Genomic DNA, 20,501 nt, shown 5'->3' on the forward strand with positions numbered 1-20,501 from the left:
ACTATACGAGCCGCGCCGTGGCGGCCCGGGCCGCGCCGGCGCGGACGATTCGCCACCGCCCGTCGTCGCGGCGCGCCAAACCGGCCATCTCGAGCATCGCGAGCGGCCCGAGTACCTGTTCGGGCGGCAGCGCCGACGCGACGGCGATCTCGTCGACCGTTGCAGCGCCGCGACCGGGCAACGCCTCGTACACCCGGCGCTCGGCGTCGGCCAGCCCGTCGAGCGCCGTGCTGGGGTGGGGTTCTTCGAGCGCCAGCTCACCGATGCGGCCGACGAGCTCGACGACGTCGTCGGCGCGGGTGACCAACTGGGCGCCGTTGCGCAACAGCGCGTGACAACCCGCCGACGCCGACGAGGTCACGGGCCCGGGCACCGCGGCCACCACCCGGCCCAGCGCCCGCGCCCAGGCCGCGGTGTTCGCCGCGCCGCTGCGCAGGCCGGCTTCGACCACCACCGCGGCACCCGACACCGCGGCGACCAGGCGGTTGCGGGTGAGGAACCGGTGCCGGGCCGGGCGCACACCCGGCGGGTATTCGCTGAACAACAGCCCGCGCTGGCCGATGCGGTGCAATAGCCCGGAATTGCCCGCCGGATAGGGGATGTCGAGCCCGCCGGCCAGCGCGGCCACGGTGATTCCGTCGCCGTTCAGTGCCGCGCGGTGCGCCGCGCCGTCGATGCCGTAGGCGCCGCCGGAGACCACCGCCACGTCGCGCTCGACCAGCCCGGCCGCCAGGTCGTCGGCGACCTGCTCGCCGTACATCGTCGACGCGCGGGTCCCGACCACGGCCGCCGCGCGTTGGGCCACCTCGTCGAGACGCGCGGGACCGATCGCCCACAACACCATCGGCGGGCCGCCGCGGGCCCTGACCTCGGCATTACCGAAGGCGGCGAACGCGAGCAGCGGCCACTCGTCGCAGTCGGGTGTGATCAACCGGCCGCCGCGGCCGGCGATGAGATCGAGATCAGCTGCGGCGCAGTCTATCTCGCGCCTCGCCTCGGTGTGGCCTGCCAGCTCGGCGTCGACCGATCCGCGCCGGACCCGGTCGGCGGCCTCGACCGGGCCGACGCGTCGCACCAGTTCGGCGAGCGGCGAGCAGGGCGGTTCGGCCACCCGGGACAGGTAAGCCCACGCCCGCGACACGTGATCGGTCATCGCCGCACCCCCGCCTGCCGGAAGCTGAGCGCGGTGGCGACCTCCTCGACGCCCGGCATGGGCCGGCCGGCCAGGTCGGCCAGGCTCCAGGCGACCCGCAGCGTGCGGTCCAGGCCGCGGATGCTGAGCAGCCCGCGGTCCAGCGCCCTGCGCAGCGGGTCCATCGCGGCGTTGCTGGGACGGAACTTCCGCCGCAGCAGGGTCCCGCTGACCTCGGCGTTGGTGCGGAATCCGTGTGGCCGCCAACGCTCGGCGGCCGCGTCGCGCGCCGCCGCCACCCGCCGGCGAACCTGGGCGGTCGTTTCGCCGTCGGTGACCGAGATCGCCCCGGCGCGCACCGGATTCATCTGCACCCGCAGGTCGACGCGGTCCATCAACGGCCCGGACAGCTTGCCCAGGTAGCGGCGTTTCGCCGCGGCCGCGCAGACGCAGTCCCGCGGATCGGCCGGCGCGCACGGGCACGGGTTGGCGGCCAGCACCAGCTGGAAGCGGGCGGGGTAACACGCCACCCCGTCGCGCCGGGCAAGGCGAATCTCCCCGTCCTCCAACGGCGTTCGCAGCGCTTCCAGCGCGCTGACGCTGATCTCGGCGCATTCGTCCAAAAACAACACCCCGCGGTGCGCCCGGCTGACGGCGCCCGGGCGGGCCATCCCCGATCCCCCGCCGACGAGCGCGGCGACGGTCGAGCTGTGGTGCGGCGCCACGAACGGGGGCCGGGTGATCAGCGGCGTGTCCGCCGACAGCAGCCCGACCACCGAGTGAATCGCGGTGACCTCCAGCGACTCGTCCTCCGACAGCGGCGGCAGCAGCCCCGGAAGGCGTTGCGCCAGCATCGTTTTGCCGATCCCCGGGGGCCCTGTCAGCATGAGGTGGTGCGCCCCGGCGGCCGCGACCTCCACCGCGAACCGCGCCTGCGCCTGCCCGACCACGTCGGCCAGGTCGGCCGCCGGCTCCGGCTCGGTGACTCCCCCGCTGATCCGGCGGTCCAGGCCGCCCGAGCCGCCGAGCCAGCCCTGCAGTTGCCGCAGCGTGCGCACGCCCCAGACCTCGATCCCGTCGATCAGGCTGGCCTCGGCCAGGTTGTCGGACGGGACGACGACGGCCGGCCAGCCGTCGCGTTTGGCGGCCAGCACAGCGGGCAGCACCCCGCGCACGGGCCGCACCCGGCCGTCGAGCGACAGCTCACCCAGCAGCACCGTCTTCTCCAGGCGCTCCCACGGCTGCTTGCGCTGCGCCGAAAGCACCGCGGCCGCAAGCGCGATGTCGTAGACGGACCCCATCTTCGGCAGTGTCGCCGGCGACAGTGCCAGCGTGAGCCGGGCCTGGGGCCAGTCGTTTCCGCAGTTGGTGACGGCCGCCCGGACCCGGTCGCGCGACTCCTGCAGGGCGGCGTCGGGCAGCCCGACCAGGTGCACACCCGGCAGGCCGTTGGTGATGAAGGCCTCGATTTCCACCGTGGCGCCGTCCAATCCGCGGACCGCGACCGAGAACGCCCGCCCCAGCGCCATCAGCCGATTCCCTGCAGGTGGGTGATCTCCGGGGTGCGCTTACGCCCCACCCGCACGCCGATCACGTCGAGCCGCAGCGCCGCCCAGCGCTCGTCCTGGCCGGCCAGCCAAAGCCCGGCCAACCGGCGCAGCCGGGACACCTTGCGCGGGGTCACCGCGTACGCCAGCCCGCCATAACCGTCCCCGGTGCGGGTCTTCACCTCGACGAACACCGCGGTGCGGGTGGCGTCGTCGGTGGCGATCACGTCCAGCTCGCCGTAGCGGCAGCGCCAGTTGCGGGCCAGGATCCGCAACCCCATCCGCGTCAGGTGATCCACCGCGAGCGCCTCGCCCATCGCGCCCAGCTGCACCCGGGTCATGCTCTGTTCGGTCGTCATGGGGGCCACGGTGCCCGGCGGCGCTGACACCCGCGGTCTCGTCGGCGGCCTGGAGCTCGGTGCGGCAGCGGGTTATCCCCAGTCAGGCGTCCATCCACAGCCGCGAAAGCCGGCTGACGCGGAAAGCTAGCTCCAATGCGGCGGCACGTCGTTGCCCGGGCAGTCGGCGGACCGGCAGTGCACGTCGCGCACCCGCCTGCCGGTGACGTTGCCGTCGCTGTCGTAGGTGTACTCGACAGTGGCTTCGGCCTCGCGCCGGCAGGCCGGACAGGTCGCCATTTCGGTCTTGAACCGCGACATGGCCCTACCCGATCCGATCGGCCCGGGTGTAGACGTTCATCGAGTCCTCCCGCAGGAATGCCACCAGCGTGACGCCGGACTCCTCGGCCAGCGACACCGCCAGCGACGACGGCGCCGACACCGCGGCCAGCACGGGAATGCCCGCCAGCACGGCCTTTTGCGTCAACTCGAACGATGCCCGCCCGCTGACCAGCAGCACGCACCCCTGCAGCGGGATGCGGCCGTGTTCCAGCGCCCAGCCGACGACTTTGTCGACCGCGTTGTGCCGGCCGATGTCCTCGCGCACCACCAGCGGCACGCCGTCGACGCCGAACAGCGCCGCGGCGTGCAGCCCGCCGGTGCTGTCGAAAACCTTTTGCGCGGAGCGCAGTTGGCCCGGCATCGCCTTCAGCGTGGCCGCGGAGACGGTCGCCGGATCCGAGCCGGGCGAGAAGCGCCCGATCAACCGCACCGCGTCCAGCGACGCCTTGCCGCAGACCCCGCACGACGACGTGGTGTAGAAGTTGCGGGTGACGTCGAGGTCCGGCGGCGCGACACCGGGCGCCAGCGTGACGTCCAGGACGTTGTAGGTGTTCGGCTCAACGCCCGCGCCGCAGTAGCGGATGGTCCGCACGTCGTCGCGCCCGCCGATGACCCCCTCGGTGAGCAGAAAGCCTTGCGCCAGTTCGAAATCGGATCCCGGCGTGCGCATCGTCACCGTGACCGGGGCGCCGTTGACGCGGATCTCCAGCGGCTCCTCGACGGCCAGCGTTTCGGGCCGGGTGACGGCGCGGTCGGCGGTGAGATGCCGCGCGCGCCGGCGCGCCGTTACCTGACCCACGCACTCAAACTACCTCGGCCAGCGCCGCGAGGGTCTCCTCCGCCGAGTGGACCGGCCGCCACCCCAGCTGGGTCCGCGCCTTGGTGGTGTCCATCACCACCGATGTCCGCGCGGAGTGCAGCCATTCCAGCATGGACGGGACGAACGGCACCTTGGAAATCGCCGCCGAGGCCGCCGAGGCGGCGAGCGCGGGCACCCGCACCGGCCGGCCACCGAGCGCCTTGGCCACCTCCGACACCGTCACCACCCCGTCACCGGCGAGGTTGTAGGCGCCCGGCGGGGCGGGAGCCGTCGCCGCCAGGGCGATCGCCTCGGCGACGTCGTCGTGGTGGACGAGCTGCAACGGAATGCCCGGATCCGGCACGACGGGCTTCAGCACCGGCGCCACCTTGGTGACGGCGCGCACCGGTGCGGGCAGCTGGTTCCAGGGCATCGCGTCGGCCAACGCCGTCGCCCGGGGCCCGGTGACGATGCATGGCCGCAGGACGAACACCTCGAGCGACGAGCCCTTGGTGATGTCGGCGAGCAGCGCCTCGCACGCGGCCTTCTGCGCCGAGTAATAGTGCTCGGCGGTCCCGCGCGTCGGCACGTCCTCGGTCAGCGGAACGGGGTTGTCGGAGTGGTAGCCGTAGGCCGCCACCGACGAGGTGTAGACCAGCCGGCGCGGCCGCTGCGCGGCGACCGTCGCCTCGAACACGTTTCGGGTGCCTTCCAGGTTGATGCGTTGGCTCTCGTCGCGCGAACCCATGATGATGAACGCCAGGTGGACCACCACGTCGGCCTCGGCCACCAGCGCGTCGACGGCCTCCCGGTCGGTGATGTCGCCCTGCTGGTAGGTGGTTTTCACCCAGCCACACGACACCGGGTCGAACGGGCGGCGCGCCATCCCGATGATCTTCTCCACGGCGGGCTCGCGCTCGAGCGCCGTCACCGCCGAGACGCCGATCTCCCCGGTTGGCCCGGTCACCGCCACTGTCAGTCCCACCCGGGTGAGCTTCCCTTCGGAACCGTCGACCAAACCGCGCTCGCGAAAGTCGCATGCCGATACTCTCGACGAAGGATCGCGAGCGGGAACGGGGCAAAGCGTGGCAGACGAATCGAATTCGACACCGGGCGGGGAGAAGGCCGACCCGGCGACGGTCTTCGCCGCGCTGGCCGAGATCATCTACCAGGGCTCGGACGCCAAGCAGATGTACGCGGCCATCTGCATCGCCGCGACCCTGACCGTGCGCGGCTGTGACCACGCCAGCCTGCTGGTGCGCGAAGGCGACCGCTACGTCACGGTCGGCGCCAGCGACCAGGTGGCGCAGCACATCGACGAGTTGGAACGGCGGTCCGGCGACGGCCCGTGCATCGACGCGATTGAGGAGGAGACTCCCCAGATTGACACCGACCTGACGTCGCCGTCGCTGTGGCCCAAGCTCGCCAAGGTCCTCGTCGAGGAGACGCCGGTGCGCGGGGCCATGGGCTTTCGGCTCCTGGTCGACAAGCGCAAGGGTGCCGCGCTGAACCTGTTCAGCGACACCCCCAACCTGTTCGACGCCGAATCCGCCGGCCGGGCGGCGGTGCTGGCGTCGTTCGCCAGCGTTGCCATCAACGCGGTCGCCAAGGGCGAGGACGCCGCGAGTCTGCGGCGGGGGCTGATGAGCAATCGGGAGACCGGCAAGGCGGTCGGCATGTTGATGCTGCTGCACGACATGACCGAGGACCAGGCGTTCGACCTACTTCGCCGGCATTCCCAGGCGCTGAACATCAAGCTCGCCGACGTGGCGCGCGCCGTCATCGAGAACCGCGGCCAATTGCCGGTCAACGGCGAACCGACTTAGCCGCGGGCTACTCCGGCAGCCGCAACTCGGGCTTCTCGACCTCTTCGATGTTGACGTCCTTGAAGGTGACCACGCGCACCTGCTTGACGAAGCGGGCCGGCCGGTACATGTCCCAGACCCACGCGTCGGACAGCCGGAGCTCGAAGTACACCTCGCCGTCGGCGTTTCGCGGCGTCATCTCCACGCTGTTGGCCAGGTAGAAGCGGCGCTCGGTTTCCACGACGTAGCTGAACTGGCCGACGATGTCCTTGTATTCGCGGTACAGCGAGAGCTCCATCTCGGTTTCGTACTTTTCGAGATCTTCTGCACTCATCTGCTCAGACGTCCTTCTGCATGACGTGGGAACCTGGTCCCATCTTTCCTCACCGGTCTTCGCCGGGCTCGGCCGGAGGGTCCGGTTTGCACTCCGCCACCACGCGGGCACCGGATCCTGTCGCCACGCGCCGGACGTTGATGAACGAATAGCGGTGCTGGGCGCAGGGGCCGAGCTCGGTCAGCGCCGTCGAATGCGCCGGGGTGCTGTAGCCCTTGTGGTCGGCGAAGCCGTAGCCGGGGTGATCGGCGTCCATCGCGACCATCAGCCGGTCGCGGCTGACCTTGGCCAGCACGCTCGCGGCGGCGATGCACGCGGCGACGGCGTCCCCGCCGATCACCGGCAGCGACGGCATCGGCAGGCCGGGCACGCGAAATCCGTCGCTGAGCACGTAGCCCGGGCGCACCGGCAGGCCGGCCACCGCGCGCCGCATGCCCTCGATGTTGGCCACGTGCACCCCGCGCCGGTCGACCTCCTCCGACGAGATGAACACGACGTGGTACGCCAGGGCATAACGGCGGATCAACGGGAACAGCTTCTCCCGCACCTTTTCGGTGAGCTTCTTCGAGTCATCAAGGGCGGCAAGGCTTTCCAGTCGGCTCGGGCCGAGGACGCAGGCCGCCACCACCAGCGGGCCGGCGCAGGCGCCGCGGCCCACCTCGTCCACCCCGGCCACCGGACCCAGGCCGCTGCGATACAGCGCCGACTCCAGGGTGCGCAGTCCGGACGATTTGCGGATTACGGTCCGCGGCGGCCACGTGGTGGCCATGGCTACTGACTCTGCTGGGGGTTCACCGACCTGACGCCGCCCCACCGCGACGGCGGCCACACGATGAACTGGGCCTTGCCGATGACGTTGGCGACGGGCACGGTTCCCGAATTCGGGTCGCCGGTGCACAGGATGCCCTTGAGGGCATCGGTCGGGATGCTGGTGCAGTGGGCCCGCGAATCGGCCGAGTGCGTCCGGTTGTCCCCCATCACCCACAGTCGTCCCGCCGGGACGGCGACGGGCCCGAACTCGGTGCCCAGGCAGGGATACTTCGACGGGTCGGCCATCATCGTGTTCGGGTCCAGATACGGCTCCTTGAGCGGCTTGCCGTCGACGGTCAACCCCGTCTCGGCCCGGCACTGCACGGTCTGCCCACCCACCGCGATGACCCGCTTGACCAGGTCGTTCTCGTCGGGCGGCACGAAACCGATGAACGACAGCGCGTTCTGCACCCAGCGCAGCGCGGTGTTGTTCGACCGGATCGACTTGTAGCCGGCGTTCCACGACGGGGGGCCCTTGAAGACGATCACGTCGCCGGGGTGCGGCTGACCGAACCGGTAACTCAGCTTGTCGACCATGATCCGGTCGCCGACACAACCCGTGCAGCCGTGCAGCGTGGGCTCCATGGATTCCGACGGAATCAGGTAGGGGCGGGCGACGAACGTCAGCATGACGTAGTAGAGGACCACGGCGATCACCGCGAGCAGCGCGAGCTCGCGCAGCGTGGACTTCTTCTTGGGCTCCGGCTCGGCCGCCTCGGGCGAGGCTTCGGAGGACGCGTCGGGGTCGGCGGTGGAGACCTTCGGCTCTGGCTGACCAGCGTCGGGCTGGCGCTCGGGTGAGTCCGGGGTATCGGTCACGAGATCAGCGTAGCCAGCGTGGTTTGTGGGCCGATAAACCGCGCCCGGTCAGCGCTTTTCCTTGATCTTGGCCTTCTTGCCGCGGAGTTCACGCAGGTAGTAGAGCTTGGCGCGGCGGACGTCGCCACGGGTCACCACCTCGATGTGGTCGATGTTCGGCGAATGCACCGGGAAGGTCCGCTCGACGCCGACGCCGTAGCTCTCCTTGCGCACGGTGAACGTCTCGCGGATGCCTCCACCCTGGCGGCGGATCACCACGCCCTTGAACACCTGGATACGCTCCTTGGCGCCCTCGATGACCTTGACGTGCACGTTGATGGTGTCGCCCGGGCTAAAGGCCGGGATGTCGTCGCGCAGCGACGTCTGGTCGACGAAGTCCAGCCGGTTCATCGTACGAACACTCTTCCTTGCGGTCGCGGCCTGCGACGGCTGCCCACACGCGGGCGTGGGGCGGTCATCAAGCCGATGGTTTTCGGGCTTTTAGTGCGTATCTCGCAGCCGCAGGGAAACGGCCCGGCCCGCTGACGGGTTCGAGACAACTGAACAATTGTGCCAGACGGGCCGCGTGCATTGAAAATCACATGTAAACGTCGCGGTTCGAACCGCCCCGAACGCGCCGGTGAGTGGTACACATGATTCGGGCCGAAACGGCCCCGCCACGTGCGCGTTTAACGTCCGCGCAGACCGAGGAGACCGACACATGCGCACCCGCCCGCTCGCCGTGCTCGCCGCCGTGGCGGCGGTGACGCTGGTGCTGGCCGGGTGCGATGAGGCGTTGGTGGAGCCGCAAAGCCAATCGAAGCCGTCCGGCCACCCCGAACGCACCGAGCCCGTTCGGCTGTCCCAGACGCAGCCGGAGACGGTTCAGCTGCTGCTGGACACCCTGCCGATGCACGGGCCGCCGCAGGCGCTGTCCGGCACGGTGTTCGGCGGCCTGCCGGCGCGTATCCAGCAGGCCATCGACCAGGCCGCCGGCGCCGGGGCCACCGTGTCGGTCGCCGTGCTGGACCGCAAGACGCATGAGCTGGTTTCCAACGGCAACAGCCAAATCATCGGCACCGCGTCGGTGGCCAAGCTGTTCATCGCCGACGATCTGCTGCTGGCCGAGTCCCAGGGCCGCACCATCCTGTCCCCCGACGACCGCCAGGCCCTGGACGTCATGTTGCAGTCGTCCGACGACGGCGCGGCCGAAAAGTTCTGGGGCCAGGGCGGCGGCGACAACATCATCACCCAGGTCGCGAGCCGGTACGGGCTGTCCTCCACCACCCCGCCCAGCGACGGGCGCTGGTGGAACACCATGAGCTCGCTGACCGACCTGATCCACTACTACGACGCGCTGCTCGACGGCTCGGGCGGGCTGCCGACCGAGCGAGCCGCCGTCATCGTCAACGACTTGGCCCGGTCCACGCCGACCGGCCTCGACGGCTACCCGCAGCGGTTCGGTATCCCCGACGCCCTGTTCGCCGAACCGGTGGCGGTCAAGCAGGGCTGGATGTGCTGCATCGGCGCCGACTGGGTGCACCTGTCGACCGGTGTGATCGGCGCCGACCACCGCTACGTGATGGTGGTGCAGTCGCTGCAGCCGTCCGACGACGCCACCGCGCGGCAGACGATCACCCAGGCCGTCAAGACGATATTTCCCAACGGCCGGATCTGACGGGCTCGCCAGTCCCTCAGCCCAGCAGGTCGGGGCGGCGCTCGCGGGTGCGCTGAAGCGAAACCTCGCGACGCCAGGCCGCGATACGCGCGTGATCACCCGACAACAGCACCTCGGGGACGTCGAGCCCGCGCCAGCTCGGCGGGCGCGTGTAGCTGGGCCCCTCCAGCAGCCGGTCCAGGGCGGGCGAGTGCGAATCATCCTGCAGCGAAGCGGGATTGCCCAGCACCCCGGCGAGCAGCCGCAGCACTGCTTCGATCATCACCACGGCCGCCGACTCCCCGCCGGGCAGCACGTAGTCCCCGATCGAGACCTCCTCGACCCGCATCCGTCGGGCGGCGTCCTCGATGACCCGCTGGTCGATGCCCTCGTAGCGCCCGCACGCGAACACCAGGTGCTGCTCGGCGCTCCAGCGCTGGGCGGTCGCCTGCGTGAACAACTTGCCGGCCGGCGTGGGAACCACCAAAAGCGTTTCACCCGAACAGGTCTCGTCCAGGGCTTCGCCCCAGACCGGAGCCTTCATCACCATCCCTGGTCCGCCGCCGTACGGCGCGTCGTCCACCGAGTGGTGCACGTCGTAGGTCCACCGGCGCAGGTCGTGCACGTGCAGATCGACCAGTCCCGACGCAATCGCCTTGCCCGGCAACGACTGTCGCAGGGGATCCAGATAGGCGGGAAAGATTGTGACGACGTCGATCCTCATGCCAGATCCAACAGCCCGTCGGGCGGATCGATCTCGATCAGCCCGTCGCCCAACGAAACCGACGTGACGATCGCGCTGACGAACGGCACCAGCACCTCACCGGAATCCCGGCGCACCGCCAGCAGCTCCCCGGCCGCGGTGTGCAGCACCTCGGCGACCACTCCGACGTCGAGCCCCGCCGTCGTGCGGACAGCAAGGCCTTCGAGCTGGTGGTCGTAGTAGGTGTCGGGCTCGTCGATCGGCGGCAGGTCGCCGGAATCCACGACGAACAGGCTGCCCCGCAGCGCGTCGGCGGCGTCGCGGTCGTTTACCCCGGCCAATCGCACCAACAGCCGCCCACCGTGCTCGCGGACTTGGTCGACGACGACGGTGCGCTCCGCGCCGCTGCGGGAGTTCTTGGCGCGCAACGCATTACCCGGAGCGAATCGCGCCGCGGGGTCGTCGGTGCGGATTTCCACGACCACCTCGCCGCCGATGCCGTGCGCCTTGACCACGCGCCCGACCGTTAACTCCAAGGAGCGCTCCGCTACTGGTCGGTGTCCACCACGTCGACGCGGATGCCGCGGCCGCCGATGCCGGCGACCAGCGTGCGCAACGCGGTCGCGGTGCGTCCGCCGCGACCGATCACCTTGCCCAGGTCGTCGGGATGGACGTGCACCTCCACGGTGCGCCCACGCCGGTTGGTGACCATGTCCACCCGGACGTCGTCGGGATTGTCGACGATCCCGCGGACCAGGTGCTCGACTGCGTCAACGACGACGGTGCTCACCTCGGTCAGCCTTCGGTCGGTGCGTCGGCCGGCGCGGCTTCAGCGGCCGGCTCGGCGGCGGCTTCGGCGGCCGGCTCGGCCGCCTCTTCAGCGGCCTCGGGAGCCTCGGCCGCCTTGGCGGCCTTCTTGGCCGGGGCCTTCTTCTTCGGCTTGGCCGCCTCGGTGGTGGGTGCGCCGTCGGCCTCGGCCAGCGCGGCGTTGAACAGCTCCAGCTTGGACGGCTTGGGCGCGGCGGCCTGCAGGCTGCCCTCGGCGCCGGGCAGGCCCTTGAACTTCTGCCAGTCGCCGGTGATCTTCAACAGCTTGAGGACCGGCTCGGTCGGCTGGGCGCCCACCGAAAGCCAGTACTGGGCGCGCTCGGAGTTGATCTCGATCAGGCTCGGGTCTTCCTTGGGGTGATACCGGCCGATGACCTCGATCGAGCGGCCGTCGCGGCGGGTCCGAGCGTCGGCGACGGCGATGCGGTACTGCGGATTGCGGATCTTGCCAAGCCGGGTCAGCTTGATTTTCACAGCCATGGTTAAGCGACTTCTCCTGTGTGTGTCACGCTGCAATTCAGCGACCCGGGCGGGATGCCGGGGTCCGGTTTTGCCTCGCGTGTGTGACCCCCGGGCAGCCGTAGTTGCGCGGCGGACAGCCGCCCATTGTGCCAGAACGAGGCTGCGTGCCGGAAATTCGCGGCGATCGCAAGCGCGGCGGAGCCGGGCGCTGCGGGTCGCCGCCATCGGGCTGCAGCTACTGCACCTTCTGGTAGATCTTGGTCTCCACCCGCCGCGTCATCCGCCAGCCCTCGGGGGTGCGCACGAACTCGTCGTCGTACCACAGGCCGCAGAACAGGATCTGGTCCTTGTCGCCGCCCAGCACCATCGGGTTGAAGCAGATCACCCGCGATGAGGCCTTATCCCCGTCGATGGTCACCGAGAAATTGCCGAGCATGTGCGCGTACACCGGGAAGTTCGGCAGCACCTCCGACAGCCATTTCTTGACCTCCGGATAGTGGCCCTCGATGCCCCCGAGGGCGGTGTAGTCGATGTACGCGTCGGGCGTGAAGACCTTGTCAAGGTCATCGAATCGGCGGTTGTCGATGGCGGTGGAGTAGTCCACCAGCAGCTGTTGGATTTCCAGGCGATCCGAGATCTCTTCCAGGCTCAGCATGTCGTTGATTGAACACGATCCTGCGGGGCCGAACGCATCGCGTTGCGATAACTGCTGGGACCGCAGCCGAACCAGCGCCTGCACGACCGGCTCAGCACGCTCTGCTCGGAATAGCCGAGCTCCCTCGTGAGGTGCGACAGAGTGATGTCGGTGTCGCGCAGATAGTGTTCGGCGGTTTCGCGGCGCACGCCGTCGATGAGTGCCCCGAAGCTGGTTTTCTCCGCGGACAAGCGGCGGTGCAGTGCCCTGGGATGCAGATCGAACTGGGCGGCGATCAGCTCGAGGCTGGCGGCGCCGGTGGGCAGGAGTTGGCGGACCATTCGGCGTACCGATTCAGTCATGCCGGGTTGGTGTGTGGTGACCCCGGCTAAGTACTGCACGACCGCTTGATGGGCGAGCGCGTCCTGGTTGAGCGAGCACGCGAGATCGGCTGTGCGCAGGGTGAAGCCCGCTGTCGGTTGTGTGAAGCACGGTCGGCAGCCGAAGTAAGTCAGATAGTCGGCCGTCGCGGTGAGCGGGTGATGCGGAAGGTGCACCGTCAACGGTGCATACTGCGCGCCAAGCAGAAACCGCATCACCCCCAGCGAAACCCCAAGGGACAGTTCGATGGTCTGCGCGTGCGGCGGCGGCCGCTCGATCAAAATCTCGAAGGCATAGAACGATTGTTCGGGGTTGGCGCCCGGGGTGAGTCGCCCGGAGATGGCCGGGCTGTAGGCCGCTATGAAAGTTTCGAGAATCGTGAACGCGTCGCCGACGGTGGCCGCGGTGCGCGCGGCGACGCCAACTGGCCCGAGGATTTCGATGCCCTGCCGCAGTGCCAACCGTCGCCCGAAATCGGGGGTCGCGGTTGCCGTCGCCGCAGTCTCGACGGCCACGATGAGGTTGCGGTACGGCAGAAAGACTTCGTGCTCGCCCACGTCTTCGGGCCGGATGCCGGCGGCCCGCAGCAGCTCGACCGGGTCGCCGCCGAGCTCGGCGACCAGGCTCGGATAACCCGACAGCGACGTTCCGCGCACGACCGATATGTCAATAAATGTCAAATAATCGTCCGCAGATGTCAAGACTTCGCCGCTGTCGTGGCCGCATCCTGGGATCGGAGAAGTAAGGCCAGGAAAGGACCGACCCATGAGCTTCGACACCGTGATCCGTAACGGCCGGTGGTTCGACGGCACCGGCGCCCCGTCGGCGATCCGCAACATCGGGATCCGTGACGGTCACGTCGCGGCCATCAGCGCGCAGCCGCTCGACGACGCGGGCTGTCCGCAGGTGATCGACGCCGAAGGCAAGTGGGTGCTGCCCGGCATGGTCGACATCCACACGCATTACGACGTCGAGGTGCTTGACGGCCCGTCGCTGCCGGAGTCGCTGCGGCACGGCGTGACGACGGTGATGGTGGGTTCATGTTCGCTATCGACCATTCACGTCGACGGTCAGGACGCCGGCGACCTGTTCGCCCGGGTGGAGGCCATCCCGCGTGAGCACGTCATCGCCACCGTCGACCGACACAAGACCTGGAGCAGCTGCGAGGAATACATCGCCGCGCTCGAGGCGCGTCCGCTGGGCCCCAATGTCGCTGCCTTCATCGGGCATTCGGACATGCGGGCCGCGACCATGGGCCTGGACCGCGCCACGAGGAAGGAGGTGCGCCCGACGAGGACCGAGCAGGCCCGGATGGAGCAGCTGCTCGGCGAGGCGCTAAAGGCCGGGTTCGTCGGAATGTCCTCGCAGCAACTGCTTTTCGACAAACTGGACGGCGACACCTGCCGCTCGCGCACCCTGCCGTCCACCTACGCGAAGCCGCGGGAACTGCGTCGGCTCAAGTCGATGCTGCGCCGCAGCGGGCGGGTCTTGCAGGCCGGTCCCGACATTCAAAACCCGCTCAACATCGTCTCCCAGGCGGCGCAGTCGATGGGCGTCGTGCGCAAGCCGCTGAAGACCAGCCTGCTCTCGGCCGCCGACATCAAGGCCAACCCGTGGCTGATCCATATGATGGGCCCGGCGGCCCGCCTGGTCACCAGGCTGGGTGGCGACTTCCGCTGGCAGCACCTGCCGGTTCCGTTCGAGGTGTACGCCGACGGCATCGACCTGGTGATCTTCGAGGAGTTCGGCTCCGGCGCGGCCGCCATGCATCTGAAAGAGCAAGTGGCGCAGCGCAAAGATCTGCTGCGCGACGAGGAGTACCGCCGGCGGTTCCGCAAGGACTACGACAGCAAGTACGGGCTGCGGGTGTGGCACCGGGACTTCTTCGACGCTGAGATCGTCGAGTGCCCCGATCCGTCGGTGATCGGAAAGTCGTTCGGGCAGGTAGGAATTGACCGTGGCGGGCTGCACCCCGTCGACGCTTTCCTCGACCTGGTCGTCGAGCACGGCACCGCACTGCGCTGGCACACCACCATCTCCAACCACCGCCCAGAGGTGCTCAAGAAGATGGCCCGCGAGCCGGGCATCCAGCTGGGCTTCTCCGACGCCGGCGCACACCTGCGCAACATGGCCTTCTACAACTTCGGGCTGCGTCTGCTGCGCCACGTCCACGACGCCGACAAGGCCGGCACGCCGTTCATGACCATCGAGCAGGCGGTGCACCGGCTCACCGGGGAGCTGGCCGACTGGTATCAGATCGACGCCGGGCATCTGGGGATGGGCGACCGCGCCGATCTGGTGATCATCAACCCCGAACACCTCGATGACTCGCTGGACGGCTACGCCGAGGAGAAGGTCGAGCAGTACGGCGGACTGTCGCGGATGGTCAACCGCAACGACGACACCGTCAGCGCGGTGCTCGTCGGCGGCCAAGCGGTGTTCCTCAACGGGCAGCCCACCGAGGTGCTCGGCACGCGGCGCACCGGCAGTTTCTTGCGCGCCGACACCACCATTCCCGCGACCACGACGACCACGCCCGAGCCGCTTTCCGCCGCGGTGTAGCCCATCGGGTTGGGATCGGTAGCCACGCGGGCGGTGTGCACTGGCCGCAGGACCGCCAGCAACGAAGGAGCCCGACATGAGCCAAGCGCGGCAATTTTCCCGTTTTCGCAGGACACCAGCGGCCGCCGAGGGGAATAATCCCCTGGGTATGAGAGCAACAATCGCGGGTTTAGCAACGGCGCTGTTGATGTTGGGCGGCGCGGGGCTGGCCGCGCCCTCCGCCCAGGCCGCGCCGTGCCCGGCCGGGAAATCCTGCCAGCACTGGTGCCCCGGCGACGTCCTCCCGGCGGGCCGGCCCGTCCCGTGGGACGGCAACATCTGCCACGACTACTACTGGGACTACTACGGCGTGCACGACATCGGCGACGGGGCGAACTACTCCTGGCGCGACATGCCGTGGCACTAGGCCGGTAGCGAGCCCGGAAGTTAAACTCTGCGGCCATGCGGAAGCTCATGGCCGCAGTCGCCGCCCTGCTGATGATCGCGGCCGGCTTCGGCGCGAACACGGCCTCGGCCGACAGCACGCAGCCGATCGGCTCGGTGCCCATCCCGGACGGGCCCGCGCAGACCTGGATCGTGGCCGACCTGGACAACGGTCAGGTGCTGGCCGCCCGTGACGCGAACGTCGCCCACCCGCCCGCGAGCACCATCAAGGTGCTGTTGGCGCTGGTGGCGCTGGACCAGGTGAGCCTGGACTCCACCGTCGTCGCCGACGTCGCCGACACCCAGGTCGAGTGCAACTGCGTCGGCATCAAGCCCGGCCGCACCTACACCGCGCGCCAGTTGCTGGACGGGCTGCTGCTGGTTTCGGGCAACGACGCGGCCAACACCCTGGCCCACCTGATGGGCGGCCCCGACGCCACCGTGGCCAAGATGAACGCCAAGGCCGCGTCCCTGGGGGCGACGAGCACCTTTGCGTCGACCCCGTCCGGGCTGGACGGCCCCGCCGGCTCCGGGGCGTCGACGGCGCACGACCTGGCCGTCATTTTCCGGGCCGCCATGGCCAATCCGGTGTTCGCGCAGATCACCGCCGAGCCGTCGGCGATGTTCCCCGGCGACCACGGGAACGAACCGATCACCAACCAGGACGAGCTGTTAGCGCGCTATCCCGGCGCCATCGGCGGCAAGACGGGCTTCACCGACGCCGCGCGCAAGACCTTCGTCGGCGCCGCCGCCCGCGGTGGGCGCCGGCTGGTGATCGCGATGATGTACGGGCTGGTGAAACAGGGCGGACCCACGTATTGGGATCAGGCCGGCAGCCTGTTCGACTGGGGTTTCGCGCTCAATCCCGAGACGGGGGTGGGCTCGCTGTAACCGCGTTCAGCAGCGCGGTCAGCACGGGGATCCGCCGCTGGGCGATCGCCGGCTGCGGCAGCACCCCCTCCACCACGGCGGCACCGTCGAACACGTTGGTCATCAGCGCGACGACCACCGGAAACGTCTCCGCCGGAAAGCCCTCGGCGCCGGGCAGCGCCCGCGCCGCATCGACTATCTTCGCCGAGTACTGGCCGAGCTCGTGTTGCAAAGTGTCCCTGAGCTTTTCGTCGGTGCGCGCGGCGATCAGCAGTTCGTACACCACGGCGTTGGTCGGGGCGCTGGTGATGTCCTGCAATATCGCCAGCGCGGCCTCGAGCGCCGGCCGGTCGGGCGGAATTTCGGCGACGCGCTTCGTGAACGACTCCAGCTGACGGCGCAACACCTCGGACGCGGTGGCCGCCATGAAATCGCCCATGGTTTCGAAGTGGCGGAACAGGGCGCCGACGGAGACCCCCGCGCGCTTGGTGATCACCGCGGCCGACGCGCGGGCGTAGCCCACCTCGATGATGGTGTCGATGCACGCCCCGAGGAGCCGGCCGACCGTTTCCTCCCGGCGCTGCTGCTGAGTCCTGGCCATCTCAGGCCCCGACCTTCTCCGCGCTGCGCCCCCGGCTGCGCTGGCCGGCGCGCAGGTAGCGGCCCGACTTCACGGTGTGGCCGTAACCCGCACGGAATTCGCCCTTTCCGAAGACGACGGCGCCACCGACGCCGGTCGCGACCACTGCGTCGTCGTTGCGATTGACCATGCGCCGCAGGCCGCCGTAGAACGGCACCGATTCCTCGTGGTAGCCGTCCACCGATTCGTTGAGGCCGGCGGGGTCGATCACGACGAAGTCCGCGCGATCACCCTCACGCAGCGTGCCGGCGTCGATGCCGAACCACTCCGCCAGTTCGCCGGTCAGCCGGTGCACCGCGTGTTCGGTGGACATGAACGGCGCGCCGGCGCGGTGGGCGTCGCGGGTGCGCTTGAGCATCTTGAGCGGAAAGTTGTAGAACGCCATGTTGCGCAGGTGCGCCCCCGCGTCGGAGAAGCCCATGTGGATGCTGGGATCGGCGGCGAGCTTGTTGAGCTGCTTGGGCCGGTGGTTGGCCACGACGGTCGTCCACCGGACGTTGCGCTCACCGTTTTCGACCAGCACATCGAGGAACGCGTCGAGCGGGTGCAGCCCGCGCTCGTCGGCGATGGCACCAAAGCTCTTGCCGATCAACGACTTATCGGGGCACTCGACGATCACCGCGTCGTGGAAGTCGCGGTGCCACAGCGACGGGCCGAGCTTGATCCGGTCGAATTCGCGACGGAACTTGCGGCGGTATTCCTTGTCGGCCAGCAGCTCGTTGCGTTCCAGTTGGTCGCGCAGGTGCAGGGCGGCCGTCCCGGCGCCGAACTCCTCGAAGACCGGCAGGTCGATGCCGTCGGAGTACAGCTCGAACGGGACCGGGAGGTGCTGGAACCGCACGCTCGAGCCCAGGAACTTGTTCAGCAACCGGGTGCCGAGCCCGAAGGTGTGCACCGCTAGCGGCATGGACTTGGCGTCCGCGGACACCAGCATGCTCATCCGAACTCCCTTGCCGCGCCCGAAGATCCGGCTACTGGTCAGGAAGAACATCAGGGCGGACGTCGGGTTCTCGACGTCGGGCGCGCTCTGCAGCATCCGGCCGCGCTTGCGCAACACCTTGATCAGCCGGCGCCGCTCGCGCCAGGTCGCGAACGTGGACGGCAGGGCGCGCGAGCGGAAGCGGTCGCCGTCGAGCTTGTCGATGGCCGCGTCCATGCCGGACATGCCGAGCATCCCCGCGTCTAGGGCCTCCTCCAGCAACGCCGCCATCTTGTCCAGCTCGGCGTCGGTGGGCCGGACGGTGTCGTCGGTGGCGCGATCCAGCCCCAGCACCGCAGTCCGCAGGTCCGAATGACCAAGCAGCGAGCCGACATTCGGCCCCAGCGGCAGCGCATCGAGCGCCCGGACGTAGTCCGCGGCCGTCGACCACGTCTTGGTGGAATCCAAAGCGCCGCAGACGTATTCGCGCGGCACGGCCTCGACCCGGCTGAAGAGGTCGGCCGCGTCCTCGGAATCGGCGTACACCGTCGACAGCGAGCAGTTGCCCAGCAGCACCGTCGTGACACCGTGCCGCACCGACTCCCGCAGCCCGGGGTCCAGCAGCACCTCGGCGTCGTAGTGCGTGTGCACGTCGATGAAGCCCGGCACGATCCACTTGCCGGCGGCGTCGATCACCTCGGGGCAACCGGCCTCGTCCAGCGGCGTGCGGGACACGGTGGCCACCACGCCGTCGCGGATGCCGAGCGTGCGCGTCTGCGGCGCGCGGCCCGTGCCGTCGAACCACAGTCCGTCGCGAATGATCACGTCGTAGGTCACCGTTGCCTCCAAGGTCGTCGGGTTGCCACGAACCGTAACATAGATAGCAAGTACTCGCAATCTTTTCTTCGGGCGTGTTTGAGCGCACGAAACGCCTGGTCAAGTCAGCGAGGGGGGTCGGGCACCGTCACGCCCGGCGGCACGTCGCCGCCGCGGGTGGCCACCGCGGGCGCGCGGAGCACCGCGCCCTGCTGGCCGCACTCGTTGCTTTGCACGGTGACCGTCATCTCCCCGACGAGCCCGCCTTGCGGGCGCGGGCGCAGCGACAGCACCTGCGTCGTGGCCTGGGTCCGTTCGGTCCCGTTCGGCCCGATGCACGGGAACGTCGACTGTTCCGGGCGCGAGAGCCAACGACCGTCGCGGAACTGCAACACGACCGGCCCGCCGACGGATGCCTTCGGCTGCGTGTGGTCGGTGTCGTCCAGCGGCGCGCCGACGGCCGTGCAGGAGGCGGGCGCGCACGACGAGCGGAAGGCCCACCAGGTGCTCACGTCGGGAGGTTGGGGGTCGGGCGTGAGGTTGAACGTCTGCCGGGTGCGCTGCACCTCGAGGCGGTACGTGCCGTCGAGGGGGGCCGGCGCGCTCTCCGTCGGGCGGGCCGTCGGGGCGGCGGTCGCGTCGGTCTTGCGCCCGGCGACGAAGCCGACGGCGAGCAGCCCCGCGACGACCACGACCGCCGCAGCGCCCAGGACGGCCCGGCGGCGCCGCCGGTGCCGCTTCGGTGCGGCCACCGGGGGCTTGGCCGCGTCGGGGTCCGCGGAGAGATCCACCGCGACGTCACCGGGGCGATCGGCCAGCGGGGCCGGCGCGGGCGGCAGGGGGCAGGAGTAGGCCGGGTACTCGGCCACCAGGACGGCCTCGGGGCTGCGATCGCGGCTGTGGGCGCCGGCCTGTTCGTTCAGCGCCTCGGCGAACTCGAGGCAGGTCTCGAACCGGTCGGCGGCGCTGGTGGCGAGCGCCCGGGTGAACACGCCGTCCAGGCGCGCGAGTTCGGGGCGCTGATCGCTGAGCCGGGGCGGCGCGGTGCCGGGTGGCGGCGGCGCGCTGGCCAGCAGGTGGAACGCGGTGGCCGCCAGCGCGTACTGGTCGGCGCGGCCGTCGGCGCCGGCGCCCGCCAGCTCGGGCGCGGCGTAACCGGCCGTGCCGAGGCGCCCGGCTATGCCGAAGTCGGTCACCAGGGTCCGTTGCTCGCCTTCCCCGCGGCCCGTCAGCAAGACGTTGGCGGGCTTGACGTCGCGGTGCAGCAGTCCGCGCCCGTGCGCGTAGTCCAGGGCGCCGGCGACGGCGGTCACGATGGACAGCACCTCGCCCGCGGGCGAGACGGCCGGGAATCGATCGGCGATGAGCCGCGCGGCGTTGATGCCCTCGACGTACTCCATCGCGACGTACAGCTCGTCGTCGAACTCGCCGCGGTCGCGGACCTCGACGATGTTCGGGTGATAGAGGTTCGTCGCGATCGGGTTCTCCGCCCAAAATCTCCGGCGGAACTCGCCGTCCGTCGACAGCGTCGGCGCCAGCACCTTCAACGCCTGCCAGCGCGACGAACGGGGGTTCTGGACAAGATAGACCGCACCAGTCGCTCCAGAACCCAGCCTCCGCGCGACCTGGTAACCGGCGAAGGTCGCGCCGCTGGCCAACGCCATCACGCGATCCTAACCACGATCGCGGTGCCGCGCGCGC

Annotated in this window: 23 protein-coding genes and 1 pseudogene; 5 read left to right on the plus strand and 19 right to left on the minus strand. The window is 69.8% G+C overall.

What is annotated here, in order from left to right; all coding sequences use genetic code 11:
* Position 1: 1 nt before the first annotated feature.
* The 6 genes from dprA to AC5Y7V_RS10045 all read right to left on the minus strand — a co-directional run bounded on the left by dprA (position 2) and on the right by AC5Y7V_RS10045 (position 5,143).
* Positions 2-1,153, minus strand: coding sequence for a DNA-processing protein DprA (gene dprA, locus AC5Y7V_RS10020; protein WP_499879890.1), 1,152 nt, complete (start codon positions 1,151-1,153; stop codon positions 2-4).
* Positions 1,150-2,661 (minus strand): YifB family Mg chelatase-like AAA ATPase, encoded by a 1,512-nt coding sequence (locus tag AC5Y7V_RS10025; protein ID WP_499879891.1) that lies wholly within the window; start codon positions 2,659-2,661, stop codon positions 1,150-1,152. The genes dprA and AC5Y7V_RS10025 overlap by 4 nt, the downstream gene beginning before the upstream one ends.
* Positions 2,661-3,038 carry a YraN family protein gene (locus AC5Y7V_RS10030; protein ID WP_499879892.1) on the minus strand — a complete coding sequence of 126 codons (378 nt, stop codon included), beginning with the start codon at positions 3,036-3,038 and terminating at the stop codon, positions 2,661-2,663. Before AC5Y7V_RS10030 ends, AC5Y7V_RS10025 begins: the two co-directional genes overlap by 1 nt.
* A 126-nt stretch (positions 3,039-3,164) precedes the next feature.
* Positions 3,165-3,338, minus strand: coding sequence for a 5'-phosphate oxidase (locus AC5Y7V_RS10035; protein WP_499879893.1), 174 nt, complete (start codon positions 3,336-3,338; stop codon positions 3,165-3,167).
* Between the two features lie 4 nt (positions 3,339-3,342).
* Complete coding sequence (gene fdhD / locus AC5Y7V_RS10040) at positions 3,343-4,158, minus strand: formate dehydrogenase accessory sulfurtransferase FdhD (RefSeq protein ID WP_499879894.1); 816 nt, start codon at positions 4,156-4,158, stop codon at positions 3,343-3,345.
* Between the two features lie 4 nt (positions 4,159-4,162).
* On the minus strand, positions 4,163-5,143 hold the full coding sequence (locus tag AC5Y7V_RS10045; RefSeq protein ID WP_499879895.1) for an NAD-dependent epimerase/dehydratase family protein: 981 nt from the start codon (positions 5,141-5,143) through the stop codon (positions 4,163-4,165).
* A 100-nt stretch (positions 5,144-5,243) separates the two neighbouring features.
* Between AC5Y7V_RS10045 and AC5Y7V_RS10050 the strand changes: the two genes are divergently transcribed.
* Positions 5,244-5,984: a GAF and ANTAR domain-containing protein gene (locus AC5Y7V_RS10050; protein ID WP_499879896.1), complete on the plus strand. Its 741-nt coding sequence runs from the start codon at positions 5,244-5,246 to the stop codon at positions 5,982-5,984.
* Between the two features lie 7 nt (positions 5,985-5,991).
* Here AC5Y7V_RS10050 and AC5Y7V_RS10055 read toward each other — a convergent pair whose 3' ends face one another.
* The 4 genes and pseudogenes from AC5Y7V_RS10055 to rplS form a co-directional block, all read right to left on the minus strand.
* Complete coding sequence (locus AC5Y7V_RS10055) at positions 5,992-6,297, minus strand: DUF2469 domain-containing protein (protein WP_003875077.1); 306 nt, start codon at positions 6,295-6,297, stop codon at positions 5,992-5,994.
* A gap of 9 nt (positions 6,298-6,306) precedes the next feature.
* Positions 6,307-7,066 (minus strand): annotated as a pseudogene (locus AC5Y7V_RS10060) (ribonuclease HII); the annotation flags it as partial.
* Positions 7,067-7,068: 2 nt separating this feature from the next.
* On the minus strand, positions 7,069-7,926 hold the full coding sequence (gene lepB / locus AC5Y7V_RS10065; RefSeq protein ID WP_499879897.1) for a signal peptidase I: 858 nt from the start codon (positions 7,924-7,926) through the stop codon (positions 7,069-7,071).
* 48 nt (positions 7,927-7,974) lie between these two features.
* Positions 7,975-8,316: a 50S ribosomal protein L19 gene (gene rplS, locus AC5Y7V_RS10070; protein ID WP_066930268.1), complete on the minus strand. Its 342-nt coding sequence runs from the start codon at positions 8,314-8,316 to the stop codon at positions 7,975-7,977.
* Positions 8,317-8,626: 310 nt separating this feature from the next.
* Between rplS and AC5Y7V_RS10075 the strand changes: the two genes are divergently transcribed.
* The gene (locus AC5Y7V_RS10075) at positions 8,627-9,583 is read left to right on the plus strand and encodes a serine hydrolase (protein WP_499879898.1); all 957 of its coding nucleotides are present in this window, start codon (positions 8,627-8,629) and stop codon (positions 9,581-9,583) included.
* 16 nt (positions 9,584-9,599) lie between these two features.
* Here AC5Y7V_RS10075 and trmD read toward each other — a convergent pair whose 3' ends face one another.
* The 6 genes from trmD to AC5Y7V_RS10105 form a co-directional block, all read right to left on the minus strand.
* Positions 9,600-10,286, minus strand: coding sequence for a tRNA (guanosine(37)-N1)-methyltransferase TrmD (gene trmD / locus AC5Y7V_RS10080; RefSeq protein WP_499879899.1), 687 nt, complete (start codon positions 10,284-10,286; stop codon positions 9,600-9,602).
* Positions 10,283-10,801 (minus strand): ribosome maturation factor RimM, encoded by a 519-nt coding sequence (gene rimM, locus AC5Y7V_RS10085; protein ID WP_499879900.1) that lies wholly within the window; start codon positions 10,799-10,801, stop codon positions 10,283-10,285. The genes trmD and rimM overlap by 4 nt, the downstream gene beginning before the upstream one ends.
* An 11-nt stretch (positions 10,802-10,812) precedes the next feature.
* Positions 10,813-11,055: an RNA-binding protein gene (locus AC5Y7V_RS10090; RefSeq protein ID WP_029114920.1), complete on the minus strand. Its 243-nt coding sequence runs from the start codon at positions 11,053-11,055 to the stop codon at positions 10,813-10,815.
* Between the two features lie 5 nt (positions 11,056-11,060).
* On the minus strand, positions 11,061-11,573 hold the full coding sequence (rpsP, locus tag AC5Y7V_RS10095; RefSeq protein ID WP_499879901.1) for a 30S ribosomal protein S16: 513 nt from the start codon (positions 11,571-11,573) through the stop codon (positions 11,061-11,063).
* Between the two features lie 217 nt (positions 11,574-11,790).
* Positions 11,791-12,210: a nuclear transport factor 2 family protein gene (locus AC5Y7V_RS10100; protein WP_499879902.1), complete on the minus strand. Its 420-nt coding sequence runs from the start codon at positions 12,208-12,210 to the stop codon at positions 11,791-11,793.
* The gene (locus tag AC5Y7V_RS10105; protein WP_499880166.1) at positions 12,204-13,235 is read right to left on the minus strand and encodes an AraC family transcriptional regulator; all 1,032 of its coding nucleotides are present in this window, start codon (positions 13,233-13,235) and stop codon (positions 12,204-12,206) included. The genes AC5Y7V_RS10100 and AC5Y7V_RS10105 overlap by 7 nt, the downstream gene beginning before the upstream one ends.
* 100 nt (positions 13,236-13,335) lie before the next feature.
* On the opposite strand from AC5Y7V_RS10105, the gene AC5Y7V_RS10110 reads away from it, so the two are divergent.
* The 3 genes from AC5Y7V_RS10110 (at position 13,336) to AC5Y7V_RS10120 (ending at position 16,446) form a co-directional block, all read left to right on the plus strand.
* Positions 13,336-15,132: an N-acyl-D-amino-acid deacylase family protein gene (locus tag AC5Y7V_RS10110; protein ID WP_499879903.1), complete on the plus strand. Its 1,797-nt coding sequence runs from the start codon at positions 13,336-13,338 to the stop codon at positions 15,130-15,132.
* A 148-nt stretch (positions 15,133-15,280) separates the two neighbouring features.
* Positions 15,281-15,538, plus strand: coding sequence for a hypothetical protein (locus AC5Y7V_RS10115; RefSeq protein ID WP_499879904.1), 258 nt, complete (start codon positions 15,281-15,283; stop codon positions 15,536-15,538).
* Positions 15,539-15,573: 35 nt separating this feature from the next.
* The gene (locus AC5Y7V_RS10120) at positions 15,574-16,446 is read left to right on the plus strand and encodes a D-alanyl-D-alanine carboxypeptidase family protein (RefSeq protein ID WP_499879905.1); all 873 of its coding nucleotides are present in this window, start codon (positions 15,574-15,576) and stop codon (positions 16,444-16,446) included.
* Here AC5Y7V_RS10120 and AC5Y7V_RS10125 read toward each other — a convergent pair.
* From AC5Y7V_RS10125 to AC5Y7V_RS10135, 3 genes are all read right to left on the minus strand, one after another.
* Positions 16,415-17,026, minus strand: a complete 612-nt coding sequence (locus AC5Y7V_RS10125; protein WP_499879906.1) for a TetR/AcrR family transcriptional regulator — start codon at positions 17,024-17,026, stop codon at positions 16,415-16,417. The genes AC5Y7V_RS10120 and AC5Y7V_RS10125 overlap by 32 nt on opposite strands.
* A 1-nt stretch (position 17,027) precedes the next feature.
* Positions 17,028-18,833, minus strand: coding sequence for an N-acyl-D-amino-acid deacylase family protein (locus AC5Y7V_RS10130; RefSeq protein ID WP_499879907.1), 1,806 nt, complete (start codon positions 18,831-18,833; stop codon positions 17,028-17,030).
* A 92-nt stretch (positions 18,834-18,925) separates the two neighbouring features.
* The gene (locus tag AC5Y7V_RS10135; RefSeq protein WP_499879908.1) at positions 18,926-20,464 is read right to left on the minus strand and encodes a serine/threonine-protein kinase; all 1,539 of its coding nucleotides are present in this window, start codon (positions 20,462-20,464) and stop codon (positions 18,926-18,928) included.
* Between the last annotated feature and the right edge of the window lie 37 nt (positions 20,465-20,501).

Source organism: Mycobacterium sp. NGS34 (assembly GCF_059812845.1).

Bases quoted from the DNA above. Each gene is read 5' to 3' on its own strand.
- dprA (WP_499879890.1), bottom strand. From the start codon at position 1,153: ATGACCGATCACGTGTCGCGGGCGTGGGCTTACCTGTCCCGGGTGGCC.
- AC5Y7V_RS10025 (WP_499879891.1), bottom strand. From the start codon at position 2,661: ATGGCGCTGGGGCGGGCGTTCTCGGTCGCGGTCCGCGGATTGGACGGC.
- AC5Y7V_RS10030 (WP_499879892.1), bottom strand. From the start codon at position 3,038: ATGACGACCGAACAGAGCATGACCCGGGTGCAGCTGGGCGCGATGGGC.
- AC5Y7V_RS10035 (WP_499879893.1), bottom strand. From the start codon at position 3,338: ATGTCGCGGTTCAAGACCGAAATGGCGACCTGTCCGGCCTGCCGGCGC.
- AC5Y7V_RS10055 (WP_003875077.1), bottom strand. From the start codon at position 6,297: ATGAGTGCAGAAGATCTCGAAAAGTACGAAACCGAGATGGAGCTCTCG.
- rplS (WP_066930268.1), bottom strand. From the start codon at position 8,316: ATGAACCGGCTGGACTTCGTCGACCAGACGTCGCTGCGCGACGACATC.
- AC5Y7V_RS10075 (WP_499879898.1), top strand. From the start codon at position 8,627: ATGCGCACCCGCCCGCTCGCCGTGCTCGCCGCCGTGGCGGCGGTGACG.
- trmD (WP_499879899.1), bottom strand. From the start codon at position 10,286: ATGAGGATCGACGTCGTCACAATCTTTCCCGCCTATCTGGATCCCCTG.
- rpsP (WP_499879901.1), bottom strand. From the start codon at position 11,573: ATGGCTGTGAAAATCAAGCTGACCCGGCTTGGCAAGATCCGCAATCCG.
- AC5Y7V_RS10100 (WP_499879902.1), bottom strand. From the start codon at position 12,210: ATGCTGAGCCTGGAAGAGATCTCGGATCGCCTGGAAATCCAACAGCTG.
- AC5Y7V_RS10110 (WP_499879903.1), top strand. From the start codon at position 13,336: ATGAGCTTCGACACCGTGATCCGTAACGGCCGGTGGTTCGACGGCACC.
- AC5Y7V_RS10115 (WP_499879904.1), top strand. From the start codon at position 15,281: ATGAGAGCAACAATCGCGGGTTTAGCAACGGCGCTGTTGATGTTGGGC.
- AC5Y7V_RS10120 (WP_499879905.1), top strand. From the start codon at position 15,574: ATGCGGAAGCTCATGGCCGCAGTCGCCGCCCTGCTGATGATCGCGGCC.
- AC5Y7V_RS10125 (WP_499879906.1), bottom strand. From the start codon at position 17,026: ATGGCCAGGACTCAGCAGCAGCGCCGGGAGGAAACGGTCGGCCGGCTC.
- AC5Y7V_RS10135 (WP_499879908.1), bottom strand. From the start codon at position 20,464: ATGGCGTTGGCCAGCGGCGCGACCTTCGCCGGTTACCAGGTCGCGCGG.